This is a genomic window from Desulfomicrobium baculatum DSM 4028 (genome assembly GCF_000023225.1).
Taxonomy (GTDB): Bacteria; Desulfobacterota; Desulfovibrionia; order Desulfovibrionales; family Desulfomicrobiaceae; genus Desulfomicrobium; species Desulfomicrobium baculatum.
In genome coordinates this window covers 3,686,617-3,708,164 of sequence record NC_013173.1, presented here as the reverse complement: position 1 = coordinate 3,708,164, position 21,548 = coordinate 3,686,617, and the positions used below count along the sequence as shown (strand labels likewise).

The following is a 21,548-nucleotide window of genomic DNA, read 5'->3' as shown; positions in this document are numbered from 1 at the left end:
GTTTTTATCTGCTAACAGGAGGGGTTACCGTCCAAAAGTTTCTTGTACTCGCTCAAAACTTCTCCGGGTGCGGCTTCCATCCGTTTTTTACCGTTCTGTATCCAAATAATTCGGTCGCACCCCTCCACCGTGCTGAGCCTGTGTGCGACGATTATCATTGCGACCTTGCCGCGCAGCGAAAGTATTGTCTCGTATATCGTTTTTTCGTTTTTAAGGTCGAGAGAGCTCGTTGCCTCATCAAAAACAATGAGTTCGGGATCACTATACAGCGCCCTAGCGATGGCCACTCTCTGGATTTGACCTCCCGAAAGCCGAACCCCACGTTCTCCCAAGACGGTATCCATCCCGTTTTCAAGTTGATCCCAAAAATCCAGCGCCGCCATCTTGCAACACTGAACAACCTTGTCTCTATCCACAGGATCACCCCATCGACTCAGCGCAATATTTTCGGCCAGCGTCGCATCCAGTAGATAGGCATCCTGAGGAACATACCCAATCTTCCCCAGCCAAGAACGTCTGTTCCTATTCGTGAGAGGAACGCCATCAATAAGAATATTGCCCGCAGTAGAAGGAATAATACCGGTAAGGAGGTTCACGAGAGTGCTTTTCCCCGAACCTGAAAGGCCCACGATACCAACAAGCTGCTTCGGAGCAATGGAAAAGGACACATCTTCTACAGCAGGTGATTCCGCCTTCGGATAGAAAAAGGTCACGCAGTCGAAACGCACTTCTTTTTCAAAGTTCACCGGTTCCGGCGTCGTTCCTATGGGCAGCGCAAGCTCATCTGCAAGTGACCGTTCTTGCGAGAATGTCTGCGCAGCTTGTTGAAGATACGGCGCAGAGACTCGCAGGCTGCCCAGATACTCCAGCATGCGGCTACCCATGGGAAGGCAACGCCATGCCGCAGTTGCAAGGAAAGCCATGATCCCCGATAAATATGCCAGACTTGAATTTTTATAGAAATAAAAGACTGCAAAAATAAAACACAAGGTCGCGAATCCCATCACCTCCACCAAGGAAAATGGCAATCGTGTAAGCATCTGCTGCGTTTTCCTGGCGGCGAGCCACTGTGCAAGCCTAGAAGCATAGGAGGCCGCAAGCACCGCCTCCCGCCGATACAATCGCATCTCCTTAAGACCAAATACTGAGAGCAACTGAACCGTATGCAGTTCCCGCTCCACGCGGAACACACTTTTCGACCTGCTATCCAGCGCGCACCCAACCGCCTTATTCAGCAAGACACAACAGGGCGCGAGGATGCCAAGGAAAAACAACATTGGCAAAGGCGAGGCGATAATCAGGCCTGTCAACGTCACGATGAGCATCATAGTGGTGCTGAAAAGCTGTAGGCCAGATGTCAACGCCGGACCGAGGTTAGCTGAGACCCTGTACCCGAACAGCAACTCTGCACCTCCCTTATCCTGCAGCCAGAGATACGGCGCACGCAGATAGAACTCCAACATCCGCTCTCGGCACTTATTGCTTACCCCTTCCGAAAAACCAATGGTCAACCTAATCTGGAATAAAGAAAGTATATTCTTAATGAGGATTGCCGCAAGAATACAACAAAGCAAGACGAAAAGCAGCTGACGAACGTCCGTCAGAGGGAAGAACCCGAACCAGCTTTGTAGCAAGACGACAGGTTTAAGAGTCATTACGTTTGCAGGATCGCTCACGGCGGCGGCAAACATCGTCACTAGAGCCGTAATGACCAACTCCACCATAGCCATGCCCAAACTCAGTGCCAGCAACAGCCAAAACACCATCCACTGCCGCCTCGAAACGATGGGCAGCAACACACGCAACGATTGGATCAACGAAAGCTCATGCGCCATCGGCGGACCTCTGCTCCCGAAGATACCAATCGCAGGTGTCTTTCAGAACTGAAGAACATGAGGTCAGATCTTCCTTTGACGATTCTTCCATTTTCAAAACCAACTTCATCAATTCATTGAAAAACATTTTGCCCCATTCGTATCTAAACCTATCAACCCTAGCCTCTTCCGGACGCATTCTTTACTCGCATCATTTCGAATAAATCTCAGCGCCTAGAAAACCTCACACTCCACCCGCTTTGCCCACGCGATCCAAAACTTCGGCCAGTTCTTCTACTCCTGCGCATGCCGCATTCAATACCACGGCCTTCATTTCGTCCCCTTCGGGATAGTCGTGCGCAAATTTGTTACGAATTTCCCGGAGTTCCTGCCAACGCTGAACGCTGGGGAGAACCCCGAGTTTCTCCAGCTTATTGAGCTTGTCCATCATAGGACTGTCTTCCAACGGTTCCATGAGAACTTTAAGAAGCGCTGGAAAAAGCTTACTACCCATGCTATCTTGCAGCTTGGAATATCGCAACACAAGCTGGTCAACGTCTTGAATGGACTCCAGATCGAGGTTCGCCAGTTTTTGCCCATCAAGCGGCAAATGCGCTTCCATTGATTTGAGGGCATGCCTAGCGTGTAACAAATGCATACGACATTCCTGCCACGCATCAGAAAACCGCATTGCATCGACATTACTGTCTCTAAAAATCACAACTGTATCCCCTGATCCCGTGCGATACGCAAAATTTCAGGACGAAACGTGCGATCCGGGTAGTCCACGAGCACGTCGATTTTCCGTTCTCCAAGAGCCGACTTGACCCTGGCCAAAAAGCGGAGCTCAGCTTCGAAAATGGCGACATGCCCCATCTTTCCAGTCTCCACCAGCAGATCGATGTCCCCGCCACGCCGGGCGTCATCCACTCGTGATCCGAAAAGGAAAACCTTGGAGTCTGCCCCGAAAGCTCTTTGTGCCTCGTCACGCAGCACTCGACGCTCTGTTTCAGTAATACGCATGTCCCCTCCTCGCGGCACGTCATCCGCCGAAAAGCAGAACCCTGGCGGTTAAGCGCCACGAGAATATCCTTCACCATTCTCTCTCATTGTCCTTGCCTGCGAAAAATAGTCTCGCAACCAAGTCTCCGAGCACCCGACTCTACTCAAATTTCCTGAAAATCCTTGTACGCGAGCCCGATCCCCACCGGCAATGCGACATTCGGTCGCCAACCAATGCCCCTCATTCTCGACACATCAAGAAGTTTCTGCGGCGTTCCATCCGGCTTGCTCGAATCAAACTCAACCTCTCCCTCAAAACCCACAACCTCTGCCACCATGCCCGCCAGCTCGGCAATGGTCACATCCTCGCCACAACCGATATTGATCAGGGGCGGTTCGTGGTCGCCGAACATCGCGTCGGTCTTCCCGGCCTCGGCCATCAGGAACACGCAGGCGTCGGCCAGGTCGTCGCTGTAGAGGAATTCGCGACGCGGCGTGCCCGTGCCCCAGACCATGAAGCTCCTGTCCCCCCGCACTTTGGCCTCATGGGCCTTGCGGATCAGGGCGGGCAGGACGTGGCTGGCATGCAGGTCGTAGTTATCGCCCGGGCCGTAAAGGTTGGTGGGCATGACGGCCAGATATCTGGTGCCGTACTGGCGGTTGTAAGCCCAGCACATCTCAATACCGGCGATCTTGGCAACGGCGTAGGGGCGATTTGTGGCTTCAAGGGGGCCGGTCAGCAAATACTCTTCCTTGATCGGCTGCGGGCACAGCTTCGGATAAATGCACGACGAGCCCAGGAAAAGGAGCTTCCTGGCCCCGTGTCTGTAGGCGGCGTCGATCACGTTGGTCTGAATCTGAAGATTGTCGCGGATGAAATCCGCCGGGTAGGTGTCGTTGGCGTGAATGCCTCCGACCTTGGCCGCGGCCAGAAATACGTACTCCGGCTTCTCTGCCGCAAAAAAATCTTCGACGGCCTGCTGATTGCGCAAATCAAGCTCTGAACTTGTCCGCTTCAGAATATTGCCAAACCCGTCCTTTTCCAGTCTTCGGCAAATGGCGCTTCCCACCAGTCCACGATGGCCGGCGACGTAGATTTTGCTTTCTCTTTCCATCATTTCCCGAAGCACCGGCTATTCATTGTAGTCATAAACCTTGAACCCATTGTCTCGGCAGACTTTATCCTTGGCAGCAAGGGAAAGGTCTTCGACAACCATTTCCTTGACCATCTCTTCGAATGAAATCTTAGGCTCCCAGCCCAGTTCACGCTTGGCTTGCGACGGATCCCCCAGCAAGGTTTCCACTTCGGTCGGGCGGAAGTAGCGGGGGTCGACCTCGACGATCACGCTTCCAACCCGAGGCAGAGTGTCCAAAGGGCATCTCCCGACATGATGGGACCGCAGAACGGCTTCATCCACCGCTGAAATCACGGCCTTCTCGTCCACCCCTTCGCCCCGCCATTCAAGGTGCACTCCAAGTTCCGCAGCCGCGATAGTCACGAAATCCCGCACCGAGAACTGACGCCCCGTGGCAATGACATAATCCCGGGGCGTATCCTGCTGCAGCATCAGCCACTGCATCTCCACATAATCCTTGGCATGTCCCCAGTCGCGCTTGGCGTTCATATTCCCAAGAAACACCTTGTCCTGCAACCCGAGTACGATCCGGGCCAGAGCACGCGTGATCTTGCGAGTAACGAAGGTTTCTCCGCGCATCGGGGATTCGTGGTTGAACAGAATGCCGTTACAGCCGTAAATGCCGTACGCTTCACGATAATTGACCGTGATCCAGTATGCATACAGCTTTGCGCAGGCGTACGGAGATCTGGGGTAAAAAGGCGTCTTTTCGGTCTGCGGAATTTCCTGCACCAGACCGTACAGCTCGGACGTGGACGCCTGGTAAAACCGGGTCTTCTTGTCCAGGCCCAAAATCCTGATGGCCTCCAGAACGCGCAGCGTCCCCAGGGCATCCGTGTTGGCGGTGTACTCAGGGGAGTCAAAAGAAACTTGTACATGACTCTGAGCGGCGAGATTGTAGATCTCATCAGGCTGAACTTCCTGAATAATCCGGATCAGATTCGTGGAATCCGTCAGGTCGCCGTAATGAAGAACCAGCTTGCGGTTATCCACATGCGGGTCTTCGTAGAGATGATCTATGCGATCGGTATTGAACAACGAAGACCGGCGCTTCACGCCATGGACTTCGTATCCCTTCTTGATCAGAAATTCGGCCAGATACGCCCCATCCTGACCCGTAATTCCCGTTATTAAAGCTTTTTTCATCATAACACCGTCTGAAAATTCATGTTGTTAAAAATCTTTTATCATAAAGATGAGGCCCAGACCGTTCAAAAACCGCTCTGGCAGGACGCAAACGGTCTCGAAACGACCAATTCCATCTCGGCCTTGCGCAAAGCCGTTAACCACGGGAGCTCGCTCGCGTCAAACCCTTATTGGTACGTATGACAAGCTTCGCCACCCCACCGCCCTGCTTTGGCATGTACTACGCAAAATTTCATGAAATACCCGTGAGCGCTTCGCCTGGTTCAATGCACCTCGGCCGCATTACTTACGGGAGTATATTCTGGTACCAAATCCTGAAGCCCCCGTCTGACCCCCTCAGCTTCAAAAAACCGCGCAGCCTCTAGCAGGGTCACTAATTTTTCATCGTTTTCTATCTGAGTTTTTTCGGAGCGCAACACCATGATCTTCTCATGCCCGGTTTCCAGCACGCCCTCTCCTGCGGTGATTAGCTCCTCGTAAAGCTTCTCCCCCGGCCGCAGGCCCGTGAACTTCACTTCAATTTCGGCCGGATCCTTACCTGACAGGATGATAAGGTCCCTGGCTAGGTCGGCGATGCGTACGGGCTGGCCCATTTTGAGTACGAAAATTTCCCCGCCCCGTCCCAGGGCTCCGGCCTGGACGATGAGCTGGGCCGCTTCCGGGATGGTCATGAAATAGCGGGTCACTTCGGGGTGAGTGACAGTGACCGGCCCGCCTCGTTCGATCTGGCTGCGAAAGAGCGGGATGACCGAGCCCGACGAGCCGAGCACATTGCCGAAGCGCACGGCCATGAACGTCGTCTCCCCGCCCTGGAAGCCATGCATGAGCAGCTCCGCCACGCGCTTGGACGCGCCCATGACATTCGTCGGACGCACAGCCTTGTCCGTGGACACAAGCACGAAACGCCCTGCGCCATGCCTGACCGAAGCCTCCATGACCGTGCGCGAGCCGACGATATTGTTGGTCACGGCCTGCCAGGGGTTGCCTTCGAGCATGGGCACATGCTTGTAGGCCGCGGCATGGAACACGACATGCGGCTGCCGGGCCGCGAAAACCGCGTCCACCAGGGCCGCGTCCTGCACCTGCCCCAGCACCGTGACGTAGCGCGTGAACCCGTGCTGATGCAGGAGTTCCATCTCGATGGAGTACAGATTCTCCTCACCGGCATCGAACAGGACGAGCAGGCGCGGACCAAAGCGGATGATCTGGCGGCAGAGCTCCGAACCGATGGAGCCCCCGGCCCCGGTGACCAGCACCACCTTGTCCGCGAGGTAGCCCTTGATCCCGGCCTCGTCCAGGTGCACTTCCTCTCGCCCCAACAGATCCTCGTAGCGCACGTCGCGCAGGGCCTTGACCGAGACCTTGCCGCTGGCGATGTCGGCCAGGGCGGGCAGTTTCTTGATGCCGAGCTGGGCGGACTCGCAGGCATCCACGATCTCGCGCAGATGGCCACCCGCTTGGCCCGCGCTGACCAAAATTTCCTCGGCGCGGGTCATCTGGGCCACGCTCACCAGCGCCGCCAGCGGCCCATATACGGGCAGGCCATGGATATTGCGCCCGATGCGGGCGGGGTCGTCATCAACAAAACCCACCAGATGCAGTCCGGAATCGCGGACATCCAAAATTTCCTTGGCGATGCGCGCGCCATCCGCGTCAGCCCCGACAATGAGCGCCCGTATCCCGGAGGCGGGAGCGCAGAACCTTTCAGGTAGCAGCGCAAACAGCCAGTCTTTCGGCTGCGCGGAAGTCTCATACAGGGAACGGATCAGCACCCGGGCTCCGCAAGCAAAAACAAAGGCCAGCAACGGATCCAGGATAAACACGGAGCGCGGATAGCCCTGAAAATGCGACGTAAACGCGACGTAGATGATCAGCGCCACCTCAGCCATGAACACCGCGCGCCCGATCTTCCACAGATCGGCCAGGCCGGTATAGCGCCACATGCCCCGATACAGCCCGCAGACCCAGAAGAAGACCACTTTGAGAGCCACGGCCACCGGCAAAAGCCCTACCATCTGCCGGAAAAAATCCGCCGGGATGTCAAACTCGAAACGCAGCAAAAAAGCCATGACCAGAGCCATGGCAAAGAGACCGCTCTCGCCGAGGAGCATGAGGTAGAGGTTTTTATTCGCCAGCAGCCGGGGCACTTTCATCGGGCACCTTGATCCACAACATATCGACGTTTCAATGAATAATGCGTCCAGGCCCACAGGCCAAAGGCGGCGGCATCGATGCCAAGCACATGCCAAGCGCCATGCCTTCCTGCCGCAACCACCAGCAGCGCCACAAAAATCTGGATTACTGCGTACAAGGCGGTGACCTTCCAATGGGCAACGCCGCGCTCGTTGGCCAGAAATTGATACAGGTGCCTGCGGTGCGGGGCAAGCAGCGATTCCCCGCGCCACAAGCGCTCAACCACTGTCACGGCCTCGTCGGCATAAAAAGGGAAGAGAAAAGAGGCAAAAACCAGGAACTCGGTCCATGATCCGGCCAACAGGCAGACGGACAAGGCGAACAGAAAGCCCAAAAAGATGCTGCCCACGTCCCCCATGAACAGCCTGGCCCGGGGCAGATTGAAAGGCAGGAAGCCTAGCAGCGCGCCCATGACCGCCACGATTGGATAGAACAACGGGGTTTCGGCCGCACCGCCAAAAACAAGCAGGCAGGCAAAAGCGACCACGGCGGTGATGCCGGCCAGGCCGTTGATCCCGTCCATGAAGTTGTAGCAGTTGGTCGTGGCTACCACGAAGAAAAGGGCCGGCAGGATCAGGAATGCGGGCCACGAAATATGCCCCGCCCATAGAGCCCCGCCCAAAACGAGAAGCGCGGCCATGAACTGCGCGGCAAGGCGCACTCCGGCGGAGAGGCTGCGAAGGTCATTGACGAAACTCAAAATCGCCAAGGCCAGAAGCGGCAGCCAGAAAAACAGGGGCAGCCCGATGACGACGGCAACCCAAACAAAGGCCACGACCAGTCCCACGCCGCCACCCTTGGGGGTAGGCCGGACGTGGGAACTGCGCTCTCCGGGCAGGTCCAGAAAACCGGCACGGGTCAAGTAACGGGGAACCAGGATACAGCACGGTATGCTCAACAATAGCCCCGTCAAAAAATACAATGCCGCACCCGTCATTGTCACCTCAAGCCTTCGACCATCTCATGAATGCCCCTCCGCAGGTCCCAGGCAGGGTCAAAGCCCAATTCGCGGAGGATTTTGGCGTTGGAATACCGCGCGGAACCCGCCAGCTTGCTCAGCCTGTCAGTGTTAAGCGGGGCGTGCATCCCAAGGCGTTCCAGCACGTCCCCAAGACGCGCCCCAACCCGCAGCAGGCCGTATGGAACAGACAGTCCGGGCTTTTTGCCCAGGGCCTCATGAATCCAGGCCAGCACCTCATTGGTTGAATACTCCCCGCCATCGGTCAGGATGAACACCTGCCCACATGCCGCAGGATGCGTCGCCGCCAGCAGGCAGGCCTGCACGACGTCCTGCACATGAATCATGGAGCGGCTGTTAGGAGGAAATGTAATGGCCGGAAAGAAGCCCTTGCGCACCGCGCGAATCATCAGGTCAAGATTGCCCTTACTCCCGACGCCGTAAACAAGCGTGGGCCGCAAGACCACCGGGCAGGATAACGGGAGCTCTTCGAGCACGATGCTTTCAGCCGCCAGCTTGGTGACGCCGTAGGGATTCTGCGGAGAACATGTCGTGGACTCATCCCAAACTTCTTCCCCACCCTCACCCATGGCCTTGACCGAACTGAGCAGCACGCATGCGCGCACGCCAGCCTGCTTGGCGGCGCGAAGCAGTGACCGCGTGCCGTGCACATGCACGGCTTCGTATTCAGCATTTTCGGCAGCGTTTCTGGCACGTGTATGCGCCTTGCCCGCCAGATGAAAGATCGTGTCCACTCCTTCGAGGTTTTGAGGATCAACCTCGCCCCGGCCCAGATTACCCTCCAGCACATGCCGCCACGGCCCGGCCTGCGGCCTGCGCAGCATGGCCGTGACATCCCAGCCCTTCCCCGTCAGCTCCCGGCACAAGGCGCGACCGATAAACCCCGACGCGCCGGTGACCAGAGAACGCTTCTGCGGAAATCCCATATTTACTGCCGCACCTTGTACGCCCGAGCCCACGGAAAATTATCAACGACCAGCGTAAAATCGCCCTCGAAATCCGTGGCCGGGCGAAGCAGCATCTGCACCATCATGGTCCGGTACATCTTGGCGTCCATCAGAAACACCTGTCGCGACATCTGGTTGATGACCACATGCGTACCCGTACCGTGGGGCCACTCGAAATTCCGAACGCCCTCGGCCTCCACCACGTCCATGGAGTCAACGGGAGTCGACTTGCCATTGACCACCAGCATACCCCCCGCCGAATCAAGCCGAACCTCCCCGCGCACCTGCTGGATCTTGCCCGGAGAACTGCTGCCCGAGGCAATGTCCCAATTTCCGTAGTAGCTGATCCAGGATGCCAGACGCAGGTTTTCCCAGGACACTACAAAATAATTGGGCACGGTAGTGGGCCAATTCTGCCCGTCCACGGCAAGATCGGACAAGAACTGTTGCGCCTGATCCAGATCCATTTCGCGGAGTTCAGTTACAGGGTTGCCTTTGAACATGGCTGTGCGAACATCGGTTGAAATGCTGGTCCCATTGTCGAGCATGGCCTGCCCGAAATAGCGCATGAGCTGAGCCGCTTCACGAGGCGAAGACGCGCAATGCACGCGGGCCAACGGGTAGAGCCATGGCCCGGACTGCCGCGACCCGTCTCCGAATGTCACCCGCTCGGCGTAGTACTGACCGGCATAGCCATAGTCCCACCATTGCCAGAGCAGAGCGTCCTCCTCGGTCGCATTTCGCAGCTCCACGAACGTCTCGGCATAGGTCCGTGGCAGCACCGGGACCGGCCCCACCTCCTGCATGAACACGGCGGAAGGCCACAAGGCCACGCAGGCCATGACCAGCTGCGCAATCCAGCGCCGGCCCTGACTCTGGCCGAACATTTTCAGGAATTCGCTCAACCCCAAACCGAGCCCCACGCCGACGCCGACGGTGCCGTACATGGCGAAGCGATTGCCGAACTTCACGCTGGCCAGGCCCAGAGCCAGAAATGGCAAAAAAACGAGGAGCGCGGGACGACGCCAAGTCACAAAGCCAAACCCGAGCATGCCTAGAATAAAAATGACCCAATTTCCGCCCAGGCGTGGGCCGATCTGGCTCCAGTCGAGATTTTGAGCCTCGCGCACGCTTTGGGCGATGTCAGGTAGCTTGAGGCCCGTCGCGTTGCTAATCATGTCCGGCGTTCCGACCTTGGTGTACAGATAGAGGCGGTAGACGAGCGCTTGAATTATTTCCCAAAAATTCCCCAGAAATACCACAACTACGAAAAGAGCCGCCATTCCGCCAAACTGAACCGCTGCGGGCACGTCCTTTTTGAACAGCACCCACGCCACCCAGGCCCCGACCAATACACCTCCCTGCCAGCCGGCAAAAAGCACGGCAAAAATAAGTAAGAGGCCATTGCCCAACAAGAAGCGGTCTTCGCGATGCGCCCGCCAGAAGCCAATCAGAACCGCCAACCCGAACGCGGGCAGAAGAATGCTCGAACTGCCAGGATATACATAAACCGACATCTTCCCCAGCACGCCCACAAGCAAAGCCCAACCCATCTGCTTGCGCGCACGCGACGTATCCGCCGTCTGATTCTCAGCCCCCATTCCATCGAGCCAAAGAGCAAAGGTGCTGACCATGGCCACGGGAAAAATGAGATTGACGATGTCGGTATCACAGAACCCCAGGCGGGTGCGAACCAAAAAACCCAAACCGGCGGTAGCCAGAATGCCAAAAACCAGCCCGCCTTCAGGCAATCGCAAAAACCGGGCTAACAGACAAACAGGGATCGCAAGGAGTGGAATGAAAATGATCGGCGACCAGAAGCCGATGGTGGCCAAGGAGATGCCGGAAACATTATGAAGAAGGCTCAAAATTCGAGTGAACGGATCATGTATGAAATTGCCAATGCCTTTCACCCCGGACAGCCACACGTATGCGTCATGCGTGGCCATGAGGTGCTCGCCATCCACCAAAAAAGCCTCATTGAGCCAAAGCGACAACTCGGTGAGACGGATTGAGACGGTAGTAAACACAACCAGCAAACAAGCCAGCCAGAATTCACCGGTCAAGGAAAGAGAAAAACGGGATGAAGAGGTCATGATGTCGCCTTGAAGGAACGTGATGGTTGCGAATACGACAATATTATCTCAATATAACAGTACGGTCATAGTTTTCGGACCCGACGATACACGTCGGAAAAAAAGAAACGGAATATGCTTTTAAGATGCATGGCCGCATAGCGGAGATTCCCATGGCTGCTGCGGCGGGCATCATGTACGACAGTAACGTCCGAACAGACAAGCCGTTTATACCCGGCCAGGGCGAGACGGGCGCAGAGGTCGACATCTTCGTAGTAGAGAAAATAACGCTCATCAAAGCCGTGAAGTTTTTCAAATACCGATCGCGGAAAAAGCATGAACATGCCGGCAATCCAGTCGGGGCTTGAAACAGGATACGCGTCGGACCAGACGGCGGACTTTCCACCAGCAATCTTCTTCATGAGCTCCCAAGGAGTGGGAAATCTGCGCTCGCTGTCTTCCCGTTGGCCGGAATTGTTGACCACCCGTGGCGCTACAACCCCGACCTCTGATAGACTGGCAAACTCGAGCAGAGTCGGAAAGGGATTTTGAGTCAGGCGGATGTCAGGGTTGAGAATGCAAAAAAAATCGGACGAAGAAACCAGAAATGCCGCATTGTGATTCGCTCCGAATCCTTTTGGTGCAAGATTGCGCAGAACGCGAATCGGGAAATCGTATTGGGAGACATCAAGACGAACTTCCTCGGCAATATTGATTGTAACAATTACCTCATCAACATACGGCCCACAGAATGCTTGTAGATCATCAACCAGATTCACGACAAGTGCAGCCTGATTGTGACTGATAATAGAAACTGTACACGCACAATTCATATCATCAAAATTCCAGTTGTCTTCGAATCAAATTTTTACTCATAACATATCGCCACACAAACTTTTGTTTAATTGCGTATTTCGATCCAAAAACAGTACATGACAAGTTTGCATCGTGGCGTCGATAATATAACAATGGTCGGCGCAAGAAGCATATCGAAAAATTCAATTCTCCTATCATCCCTATCCACCAATCATGCATCGGAGTATCTTGCGGAAAAGGGAGTGCCGCTTCCAGCACTGTTTTCCTGAACGCCATGCAACATCCGACATACGTATTCTTTATCAAATTTTTAATTATTCCAGACCCAGAACCCAACAACTGAAACAAGGACGGATGAGTAACCGTTAAATACTGGTCTGTAACTATCGCATCAGAAACAACGACATCAAACTCATGCAATGCTGACGTCATTTCTGCTATCCGACCAGGAAGCCACACATCATCTTGATCAGCTAAAAATACATACTTTCCCTGTGCAAGGCGCAAAGCATTCTCAATATTGAAGAGAAGGCCTGGAGCTCCAACATTGCATATTGAAGAGATGCGACTATCACAAAACCCTTCAATGATACTGAGCGTCCCATCGGAGGAGCCATCATCAGAGATAATCAGCTCATCATCAGAAGCAAGCTGCTTCAATATTGAAGCAATCTGACAATGAATGTACTTCTCACCATTATATGTTGCCATGCACACAGAAATCATAGCATTAAAACCATCACCCCTCATTCACTAACAAACTTGAGCATTCTCTCCGCCATACTGAACCGAGAGTATCTTTGAACATTAAAAATGCAATTATTTTTTGTATAGTTTTTGCTGCGTCCTTCAATCATGCTCAAAAGACAGTCTTGGATCTTTGCCACATCGTTCCCCAGAACAAAACCTCTCTGCTCATCCAGAATCACATCATTTACGACAGGGTCGGATCCAAATCCTATCGAAATTATCGGAGGGCCCGCAACTAAATATTCAAAAATTTTACCTGTTAACACTCCACGAAATTGAGAAGGGTCAAAATCAAGAAATAACAGACAATCCGCATCTCTTTGCATTTGCAAGGCAACAGACCTTGTGACAAATCCCTGATACTCCACAAAACCGCCAACACCCATGCTATCTGCTAAATTTTTAGCGTTCGCATTATGACCGACAAACAGCACACGCAATGAACTTACGATGCTTGGATTGTTAGTATATATTCTTGCAATTGCCTCAAACAACGGCACTGGATTCTGCTTATCCTCGTATATCGATCCTGTATAGACAATTCGGAACATATTATCATCGGGAAAAAAGCGACCAGAAGGCAAATCTTCATATTCATCTTGGTCAAAACCATTATAAACAACGCGTACTTTGCTTCCATATTTACCCCGCAGCAAATCAGCAAGAGGCTCAGAAACCGTTGTAATAACATCTGCAGATAAACACCATCTACGCTCAAGAAAAGCTTCAGCAGAGCGAAAAAAAGGGAGTCCGGGGTAGATGTGATTGTCTGTCCAAAGATCGCGCCAATCTGCAATCCATTTATCAGCTAAACCGCAAAGCCGGAGTTTGTAGGCTACATAATGAACAGAATAAGGCCCTGCAGAACTGACAACTAGATCCCAACGCTCACTGCGCGCATATTTCAGCGCTGACGGCACCCAAAGATCGCGCCAATCTGGCATGCGACAACCACTAAAACAGCCGTACCTTTTCTGGATTGTAGCAAAGCGCGTAACGCACCAATGCCACACCTTACTTTTCAAATTCTTCGCATTCGTATTAGAGTTTTTACTTTGAATCGGCACAGTTTCCTGAGCAACTTTTTTTTGTAGCGACGAAAAAAATGGAATTGGCAGTTCAACAACCTTAAAACCATCGAAAGGTAACGGCGAGTCCTCATCACGAGCAGGCTTGCTGACGGTCAGTACGGTCACATCATGCCCACTCCTTGACCAGTATTTAGCCCAAGAATATGGACGCAGAGAGGCGATTGAATTCTGAGGTGGGAAGAAAGATGAGACTATTAGGATTTTCAAACATTGCTCCCAAAATTGCCTTCAGCTGATTACCCCAAAACGCTGTACCCATTCCCCAAAATTGACTACTCTCCACGGCCAGAAACTGAAGTTTTTTTTGCCACACCTGATCTTGGCAAACTCCGACCTGACAGATTCGTGATTAAAGCACTTTCCAGCCACAGCCAAAGTTTGCTCGATCTTACTCTGAAACATATCAGGCATAATCTCACGCACCCAGACCTCTTCTGGAGTGACAAACCCCAGTTTGTCTACCCTTGTGCGAATTTCTTCCGGAAGCACCTCGCGCATTGACTCACGCAACACCAGCTTGGTCATTCCGCCTGCAACCTTGAATTCATCAGGCAATCCCAAGACAAACTCAACCAACCGATAATCCAAAAACGGCACTCTGGACTCGATTGAATGGGCCATTGAATCCCTGTCTTCCCAGTGTAACAGCATTTGCAGGTTGGAGCTAAGCAACTGAGCCCGTGAGTGTTCCGCAATGTTCCCCTCCCGTGCGCCGAGTTTCTGAAACGGGTCAACCGCTTCTGCCTGCAGGTGTCCGTAATTTAGCCATTCCGGGCGGCAATGTGTATATCCGCCAATTCTGCGCAACAGTTGGGTGCAACTATCTGAAAGTACATACGGAAGCATGAATTTAAGAGAATCAGCAATAGAATATCCGTGCAAACGGTGCATCCCCACAAGGTCCTGAAGCAGAATATTAAATTGCGAATTCCTGAACAGCGTCACCAGTCGAGGCCCAAAAAAACCGTGATAACCGCACAACTGCTCATCCGCCCCCTGCCCGTCCAGTATGACCTTGACACCGTTCTGTGCGGCCAGCCTGAAGACATTCCACTGTGCGTAGATACTTGTGGACCCGAAGGGCTCGTCTTGATGCCAAGTGATGGCTGGAGATTCTTCAAACAGGCTGTCTGGGGCCGGATAGACATAGTGCGCATCCACTCTGGTTTTACCAACAACAAGATCAATCCATTTGCGCTCATCAAAACGGTCCACGTCCGAACAAGCCGAAAATGTTTTCTGCAGGGCCTGCACGCCCTGTTTGCGCAGCAAGTCATTCAGGACGCAAACGATGGAGGATGAATCCAATCCTCCGGAAAGACATGATCCTATTGGAGCATCAGCTCGCAAGCGCAGGGCAATGGACTGCTCGAACAGGTCGCGAAATTCCCTCACCGCACAGTCGAAGCGCCCTGCAAACGGCCTCGGGCGAAGGTCGTACCAAGCGCGCGCAGGCAAGGATTTCCCTGGCGACAAGCCATTCACGTTATCAACCGAAAGGGTCACGCAATACCCGGGGCGAAGCTGATATACGCCGGCGAACATGGTTTCCTCGGTATGATCTGTGATTCCGAAAACAAGGAAATCGTAGGCCCCCTGGCTGTTCAACATTGCACGCCAACCAGGCAGGACCGTGAATTGCTTGATTTCCGAGGCAAAAGCGAAAAGCCCCGTCGGCGATGTCCAATAGTAAAAAGGCTTCACTCCGAAACGATCACGTGCCAAGAACAGTGTTCTGGCTTGACTGTCGTAGATGCAAAATGCCCACATGCCGTTGAACCGAGAAAGACACTCTTCTCCCCACTGCGCATACGATGCAAGAATGACCTCGGTGTCCGTGCGGGAAATGAAGGTATGGCCCAGCTTTTCGAGTTCAGCTCTTAACTCAATGTAATTGTAGACTTCGCCGTTGAAAACGATCCAATATCGACCATCTTGCGTGCACATGGGTTGATGGCCAAGCGAGGAAAGGTCGAGAATAGACAGGCGGCGGTGGCCCAAAGCAACCTTCACACCACGCTGAATAACGCTATCTATTAAAAACTTCGGCGAATAGGGAATCACGCTTAGTTCGGCAGAGGTCGGAGTGTCATCACCTTTACAAACTAATGGAGAGGATCCCATCTCCTCGAAAACGACTGCGCCCTCATCATCAGGGCCGCGATGACGAATGACCTCAGTCATGGCTTTGATGTAGCGAACTTCGTGTTTACCACTCGAACAAAAACCGGCAATTCCACACATCTTAACGCTCTGAAAAATAACAGACTAAGGTCAAGGCTTGCTTGGAAAAAAGCTTACCCCTCATCACCCCCCCCCGTCGAATTTGATCGACACAAATCAAGCCCACAACTAAAACTCTCTGAACATATCACCTTATCCAATCCCTGTGAGCGCTTACAGATAAAAGTTAATAAATTTATCAAAATCTCTAAAATCTATCGCATTATCTCGAACTTTCTTGCCAACAGCATTAAAAAGCCAATTTTCAATTTTTGAAACTTCCAATGGCAACACATGCGCAACTTTTATTGATCTTTCATAAGCAAACATATTAGCTCGTTTTCCAGAATATGCAATTTCAGGATCAAGCAAAGCAGTTTGAATTCCGTACCAAGCAGCTTCAACTGTAACAGAACTCCAAAAAGTGATATGAGCATCAGTAATATTAAGCAAAATAGGCAATGGAGTTTTTGTAGCTTGAACCCACTCCACATTATTAGAGGCGCCAAACTTATCCTGGAGATACTTATTTACTAATATTTTTTCTTTACCGCAAGTCTGCACTGGGTGCAACCGAATAAGCCAATTGAAGCAATTCTGATATTTTTTAATTAATTCTTCTAAACAATCAGGCATAAATTGATTCTTAGAGCAACTATATCCATGATCCTTCAATCCCCACTGAAGCGAAATCAAAATATTTAAACGCCCACAATTATCAAAAACAAAATCATTGATTGCTTCTTTTACAAGAACATCATCATTGTTTTTTTCAACAAATCGCTTAACCCATGGATTACCAACAGCATATATCTTGCATCCTTTTGGAGAAGCCCATTTTTTTAACGTACCAGCACTTGCAGCATCCCAACAGAGAAACCCACTGGGCAACCCCTTGATATCCATTCCATCCTTAATATTTTCTCTATACCACGACTCTTCTTCGCATATAACACCATGCTGCAAGTCATATACAGGGATATTCATCATTTTACATACGCGACAAAGTTGCAAACAGGGTTGAATTCCAATTACTAATTTCGGACGACAGCAATTAATAATCTTCAACCATAAGCTAAACGCACCATTCTTCATAGACAGCTTAGCACCTATGAAATGATTAAATTTAGACCGAACTTGACCAACAAAGTATGATCTATTTACTGAGACAGGAGATCCAAATGCCAATTGTTCTGTTATAAGCGAATAGGGCGACGCAATTGAACTACACGAAAGCCCAGCCCTCTCAAAATAATATCTCATACTATCTATGAGAGGGGAGTAAGCTTTCCCTTCATAAATGTATCCTCTATTAACGTCGTGGCACAAGAGTAATACGTCGCATTTTTTTAGATTCAAATACGAGTCAGGACAGGCAATCCCTTGAATGATACTAACACACCTTCGGACTCTATGTGTAAATAATTTTCGTAAGTGTATAAATTTATCCATAAAATTTCAAATTGTGATTATTAATAGATTTATAACAACAGAAATTTATCAAAAAAAACTATATATAATTTTAGACTGAATTATTTATAGTTTACACAAAAAAATTGTACTGAAGTCAAACTAACCGAAATAGCGTTAAAAATACAAACACAAGAAGAATTAATCATATATTTCACTGTCGTCGCATACACTATTTCCAAATAAAAAACTTCCATGGCATAGAGTAAACATTACCTGCAATAATCCATGTCAAAAAAAAGCATATTATTTGAGACGCCATATAGGCCTGGGCAGCACCGACAGAACCGTTTGCCTTGACCAGAAGCATGGCAAGAACCACGTTAACCACCCCAGAAAACAAGGTAACACAAGCCAGCGCTCCGGTCTTTTCTGCATAAAACACGTAATTTGCAACGAGATAATACATAGCCCCAAATCCTCCTCCAAGGGCTATAAAAAGCACTGCGCCTGAGCCACTCTGATACTGTGAGCCAACCACGAATTGCAACAACCATGGTGCGATCTTCCCAAAAAAATATGCCAGCACAGGTATCGCAAAAAATAAAAAATATGTATATTTTACAATTTTAATTTTTTCGCTTTCGTCATTTTTACTTAAAATACTAAACAACCACGGCGCAAATGACTTATTACATGCATCTGAAACAACAAAAACAATCAGCCCTATTTGCATCGCAGCCGCATACACACCAGCCTCTTCAATACCAATCAATGCAGAAATTGCAAATCTATCAGTCATTGACATCAACAAGCCACCTACTGAATGTGGAATAAGCGGGATTCCAAATTTAAGCATCGATTTTGCATACATGAAACTAAATTTCCATCGCAGCATTCCTGCCACTTGCATACTTAAAAAGGCAACTATACCAAATAAAAACATAGATAAAACTATTCCAACTCCCCTACCTTCCCACCCGTAGCTCAATCCTAGAACAAAAAATAAAGAAATAGCCAGATTCATGACCGTCTGCGAAACAACAAAAACACCATATTTGAAAGCATTATGAGAAACTTGCCACATTAATAAACGAAGCTGAACAATAAACTGAGCTACTGAAGCTAATGCAGCAAAAATCAGCCACCAATGTGAAATACCAACATAACGCGACAAGGGATTGCTAAAAACAATTATAAAAAAAATACAAAACATAGCACTTGGAAAAACAACCATCAAACTTGTCGCTAGATATCGAGGGTGATCGATATTTATATCAAAATACTTCACAGATACAGAACCATGAACACTTAGACATACAATAGAAGAAATAACAACAAAAGCACTAGAGAACATTACAATCTTCCCATACTCTGATGGAGACAAAACTCTTGTCAAAATCGGCAGCAGAATAAAAGGAATTGCGCTATTCGCAACTCCTGTCACTATATATATTGATGCAGATTTAAATAATAAATTTAATTTCATACGAAAATAATCTGTCACACTGTTTGTTTTATCAACTCAAGCACATTTTAACTTTTGAGCCATAACTTGAACCCCCTTCTGAAATGCTAAGGTCCGACGGAAGGCTATCTACAATTTTCTACAACGTTGTGCCATGTCCATAAACAAAGGTTGCTTCGAGCGTAATGATCAGCTTCTGCCAAGCATTAGTGATCAAATCCCTGTAGCCGCTACAGACAGGAGATAAGCCCCATGCGCGGCCAGGCCCTCGCTCATGGACTCACACAAGCCTTTGCCCAGTCATGCTCCCGTGACCCATGCTAGCGACACCGAGAATGTAATCAGGCTCGGGAATGTACAGTTTCTCGAAAAATAACTTCGAAATATTGACATCGAAATGCTGGCGGGTATGTTTAATGACTTCGTGCAGCCCCACGCCTCGGGCGTTCTCTGCCCGGATCGCCCAGGACACGGCCGAGTCCTTGATGAACTGCGGACGGGCGCCGATGACTGTGAAGAGTTTCATTCTGGTTGTTGATTTTTAATTGTTGGTTTTTGGTTGATGGTGAAAACCACATATTCAAGCATGGCCGCAGAAAGTAACGGATCGATGGGTAAAGCCAAAGACTCTTGGGCCGCCAGTTCCGCCTGAGGGAAAGCCCCCTGAGAATATCCTAGGTAGGCGAAGCATTCTTGCAGATGCAACGGAAGAGGGTAATAGACTTCCGTGCCGATATCCTTGTCGGCCAGATGCCGTTTGAGTCCATCGCGATCCTGACAGCGGATGACGAACTGATTGTAAATATGCCTGTCCATGCACTCCTTGGGGAGCATGATCCTATTCTCCGACAGACCCGACTCACGATAGACCCGAGCATGCTCCTGCCTGGCCACCGTCCACGCATCAAGGTATTTCAACTTGGCCAAAACCACCGCCGCCTGCAGTGTGTCGAGCCGGAAATTACCACCGATGAACTTATGGAAATATTTGGGCATGGAACCGTGGTTGCGCAGAATCTTCAAACGTTCAGCCCGCTCCGCGTCCTGGCAAACCACCAAACCGCCGTCTCCCGCTCCGCCGAGGTTTTTGGACGGAAAAAAGGAAAACGTGCCGTAATCCCCAATGGAACCGGCCCGGCGGCCCTTGTATTCGGCACCGATAGCCTGGGCTGCGTCTTCTATGACTATGGTTGGTTTTTGGTTTTTGGTTTTTGGTTTTTGGTTCAGGGAGTGGACAAGGTCCATAATCGGGTCCATGTCGGCCATCTGACCGAAAAGATGGACGGGGATGATGGCGCGCGTGCGTTCCGTAACCGCTTGCTCGATCAGGTTCGGATTGATGTTGAACGTGTCCGGGTCGATGTCCACGAAAACGGGCTTGGCGCCGACGCGGGCGATGGCTCCGGCTGTGGCGAAAAAAGTGTACGGGGTGGTGATGACTTCATCCCCAGGACCGATGTCTTCCGCCATGAGCGCGATGAGCAGCGCATCGCTCCCTGAAGACACGCCTACTCCGTGGGCGCAACCCGAATATTCGGCCACGGCCTTTTCCAGTTCGACGACCTGGGGGCCGTTGATGAACTGCTGAGAAACGAAGACCTCGGCCACGGCTTGGTCGATTTCGTCCTTGATGGCCTCGTACTGGACCTTGAGATTGAGAAGAGGGACTTTCATTTGGCTTTGAGTTGTTGGATTTTGGTTTTTGGTCAGTCAGTAAAAGCTTAGGCTTTTAGTTCATCGTAAGTTTTGGACCCAATCGCCTTATCGGCAGGGAGCGGTGACTCCTCATCGAGATCAAGGCAAACAAGCTTATTCCGAGAGCCTGTTTCCGCACTCGCGGTTTCATCTTCACTGGAGAAATCGGATTTAAGTTGGTAGCGGTACCCGGATTCCGGACAAACCATGATCCCTTCGCTGTCGGGATTATCCAACCTGTGTCCGTGCCGACTCATCCACCCGACCTGTTTCCCTGGAACACCCATTATTAGAGCGTAGTCCGGCACATCGCGGGCAATGACACTCCCGGCAGCGATAAAGGCGTAACGGCCGATGGTGATGCCGCAGACCACCGTGGCATTGGCCCCGATGGTCGCACCGCGCCGGATCAGCGTCGTTTCGTAGAGTGCCTGCCTGTTCACCTGCGAGCGGGGATTGGTCACATTGGTCAGCACGCAGGAAGGCCCAAGAAAAACGTCGTCCTCAATGACCGTTCCACCGTACACAGAGACGTTGTTCTGAATCTTCACGTTGTTGCCAATGGTCACCTTGGAGGCGATCACCACATTCTGACCCAGATTGCAGCCCTCACCGATGACCGCGTCCGGCATAATGTGAGAAAAGTGCCAGATACGGGTGCCCTGCCCGATCTGTGCCCCATTGTCGACGTAGCAGGACTCGTGAGCGAAGTAGTTTTGGGTTGTTTGTTGTTCCATATGTTATGCTAGATCTTAAGTTCGATTGTCTGGGCGCTGGCCATTGTCTTTGGACAAAAACCAAAA

Annotated in this window: 18 protein-coding genes; all 18 read right to left on the bottom strand. The window is 51.2% G+C overall.

What is annotated here, in order from left to right; genetic code table 11:
• Nucleotides 1–11: 11 nt before the first annotated feature.
• The 18 genes from DBAC_RS16380 to DBAC_RS16290 all read right to left on the bottom strand — a co-directional run bounded on the left by DBAC_RS16380 (nt 12) and on the right by DBAC_RS16290 (nt 21,482).
• Nucleotides 12–1,835, bottom strand: coding sequence for an ABC transporter ATP-binding protein (locus DBAC_RS16380; RefSeq protein ID WP_015775436.1), 1,824 nt, complete (start codon nt 1,833–1,835; stop codon nt 12–14).
• A 223-nt stretch (nt 1,836–2,058) separates the two neighbouring features.
• On the bottom strand, nt 2,059–2,535 hold the full coding sequence (locus tag DBAC_RS16375) for a hypothetical protein (RefSeq protein ID WP_218915582.1): 477 nt from the start codon (nt 2,533–2,535) through the stop codon (nt 2,059–2,061).
• Nucleotides 2,532–2,837, bottom strand: a complete 306-nt coding sequence (locus DBAC_RS16370; protein ID WP_015775434.1) for a nucleotidyltransferase domain-containing protein — start codon at nt 2,835–2,837, stop codon at nt 2,532–2,534. The genes DBAC_RS16375 and DBAC_RS16370 overlap by 4 nt, the downstream gene beginning before the upstream one ends.
• A gap of 143 nt (nt 2,838–2,980) precedes the next feature.
• Nucleotides 2,981–3,931, bottom strand: a complete 951-nt coding sequence (locus DBAC_RS16365; protein ID WP_015775433.1) for a GDP-L-fucose synthase family protein — start codon at nt 3,929–3,931, stop codon at nt 2,981–2,983.
• Between the two features lie 18 nt (nt 3,932–3,949).
• Entirely contained in the window at nt 3,950–5,098 is a 1,149-nt protein-coding gene (gmd, locus tag DBAC_RS16360; RefSeq protein ID WP_043813025.1) for a GDP-mannose 4,6-dehydratase, read from the bottom strand.
• Between the two features lie 263 nt (nt 5,099–5,361).
• A complete protein-coding gene (locus tag DBAC_RS16355) occupies nt 5,362–7,251 on the bottom strand; it encodes a polysaccharide biosynthesis protein (protein WP_015775431.1) in 1,890 nt (629 codons plus the stop codon).
• On the bottom strand, nt 7,248–8,189 hold the full coding sequence (locus DBAC_RS18150) for an MraY family glycosyltransferase (RefSeq protein ID WP_167320951.1): 942 nt from the start codon (nt 8,187–8,189) through the stop codon (nt 7,248–7,250). The genes DBAC_RS16355 and DBAC_RS18150 overlap by 4 nt, the downstream gene beginning before the upstream one ends.
• 41 nt (nt 8,190–8,230) lie before the next feature.
• Complete coding sequence (locus DBAC_RS16345; RefSeq protein WP_015775429.1) at nt 8,231–9,196, bottom strand: NAD-dependent epimerase/dehydratase family protein; 966 nt, start codon at nt 9,194–9,196, stop codon at nt 8,231–8,233.
• A 2-nt stretch (nt 9,197–9,198) separates the two neighbouring features.
• The gene (locus DBAC_RS16340; RefSeq protein ID WP_015775428.1) at nt 9,199–11,313 is read right to left on the bottom strand and encodes an STT3 domain-containing protein; all 2,115 of its coding nucleotides are present in this window, start codon (nt 11,311–11,313) and stop codon (nt 9,199–9,201) included.
• Between the two features lie 65 nt (nt 11,314–11,378).
• Nucleotides 11,379–12,125: a glycosyltransferase gene (locus DBAC_RS18575; RefSeq protein ID WP_015775427.1), complete on the bottom strand. Its 747-nt coding sequence runs from the start codon at nt 12,123–12,125 to the stop codon at nt 11,379–11,381.
• Nucleotides 12,126–12,129: 4 nt separating this feature from the next.
• Complete coding sequence (locus DBAC_RS16325; RefSeq protein ID WP_218915581.1) at nt 12,130–12,819, bottom strand: glycosyltransferase family 2 protein; 690 nt, start codon at nt 12,817–12,819, stop codon at nt 12,130–12,132.
• A gap of 35 nt (nt 12,820–12,854) precedes the next feature.
• Nucleotides 12,855–14,156, bottom strand: coding sequence for a glycosyltransferase (locus DBAC_RS18570; RefSeq protein WP_015775425.1), 1,302 nt, complete (start codon nt 14,154–14,156; stop codon nt 12,855–12,857).
• A gap of 21 nt (nt 14,157–14,177) precedes the next feature.
• The gene (gene asnB / locus DBAC_RS16315) at nt 14,178–16,193 is read right to left on the bottom strand and encodes an asparagine synthase (glutamine-hydrolyzing) (protein ID WP_015775424.1); all 2,016 of its coding nucleotides are present in this window, start codon (nt 16,191–16,193) and stop codon (nt 14,178–14,180) included.
• A gap of 153 nt (nt 16,194–16,346) precedes the next feature.
• A complete protein-coding gene (locus tag DBAC_RS19170; protein ID WP_143890970.1) occupies nt 16,347–17,162 on the bottom strand; it encodes a hypothetical protein in 816 nt (271 codons plus the stop codon).
• 652 nt (nt 17,163–17,814) lie between these two features.
• On the bottom strand, nt 17,815–19,089 hold the full coding sequence (locus tag DBAC_RS18565) for a lipopolysaccharide biosynthesis protein (protein ID WP_143890968.1): 1,275 nt from the start codon (nt 19,087–19,089) through the stop codon (nt 17,815–17,817).
• A gap of 241 nt (nt 19,090–19,330) precedes the next feature.
• Nucleotides 19,331–19,576 carry a UDP-N-acetyl glucosamine 2-epimerase gene (locus DBAC_RS16300; protein WP_015775421.1) on the bottom strand — a complete coding sequence of 82 codons (246 nt, stop codon included), beginning with the start codon at nt 19,574–19,576 and terminating at the stop codon, nt 19,331–19,333.
• Nucleotides 19,573–20,724 carry a DegT/DnrJ/EryC1/StrS family aminotransferase gene (locus DBAC_RS16295; protein WP_015775420.1) on the bottom strand — a complete coding sequence of 384 codons (1,152 nt, stop codon included), beginning with the start codon at nt 20,722–20,724 and terminating at the stop codon, nt 19,573–19,575. Before DBAC_RS16295 ends, DBAC_RS16300 begins: the two co-directional genes overlap by 4 nt.
• Before the next feature lie 47 nt (nt 20,725–20,771).
• Nucleotides 20,772–21,482: an acyltransferase gene (locus DBAC_RS16290; protein ID WP_015775419.1), complete on the bottom strand. Its 711-nt coding sequence runs from the start codon at nt 21,480–21,482 to the stop codon at nt 20,772–20,774.
• Between the last annotated feature and the right edge of the window lie 66 nt (nt 21,483–21,548).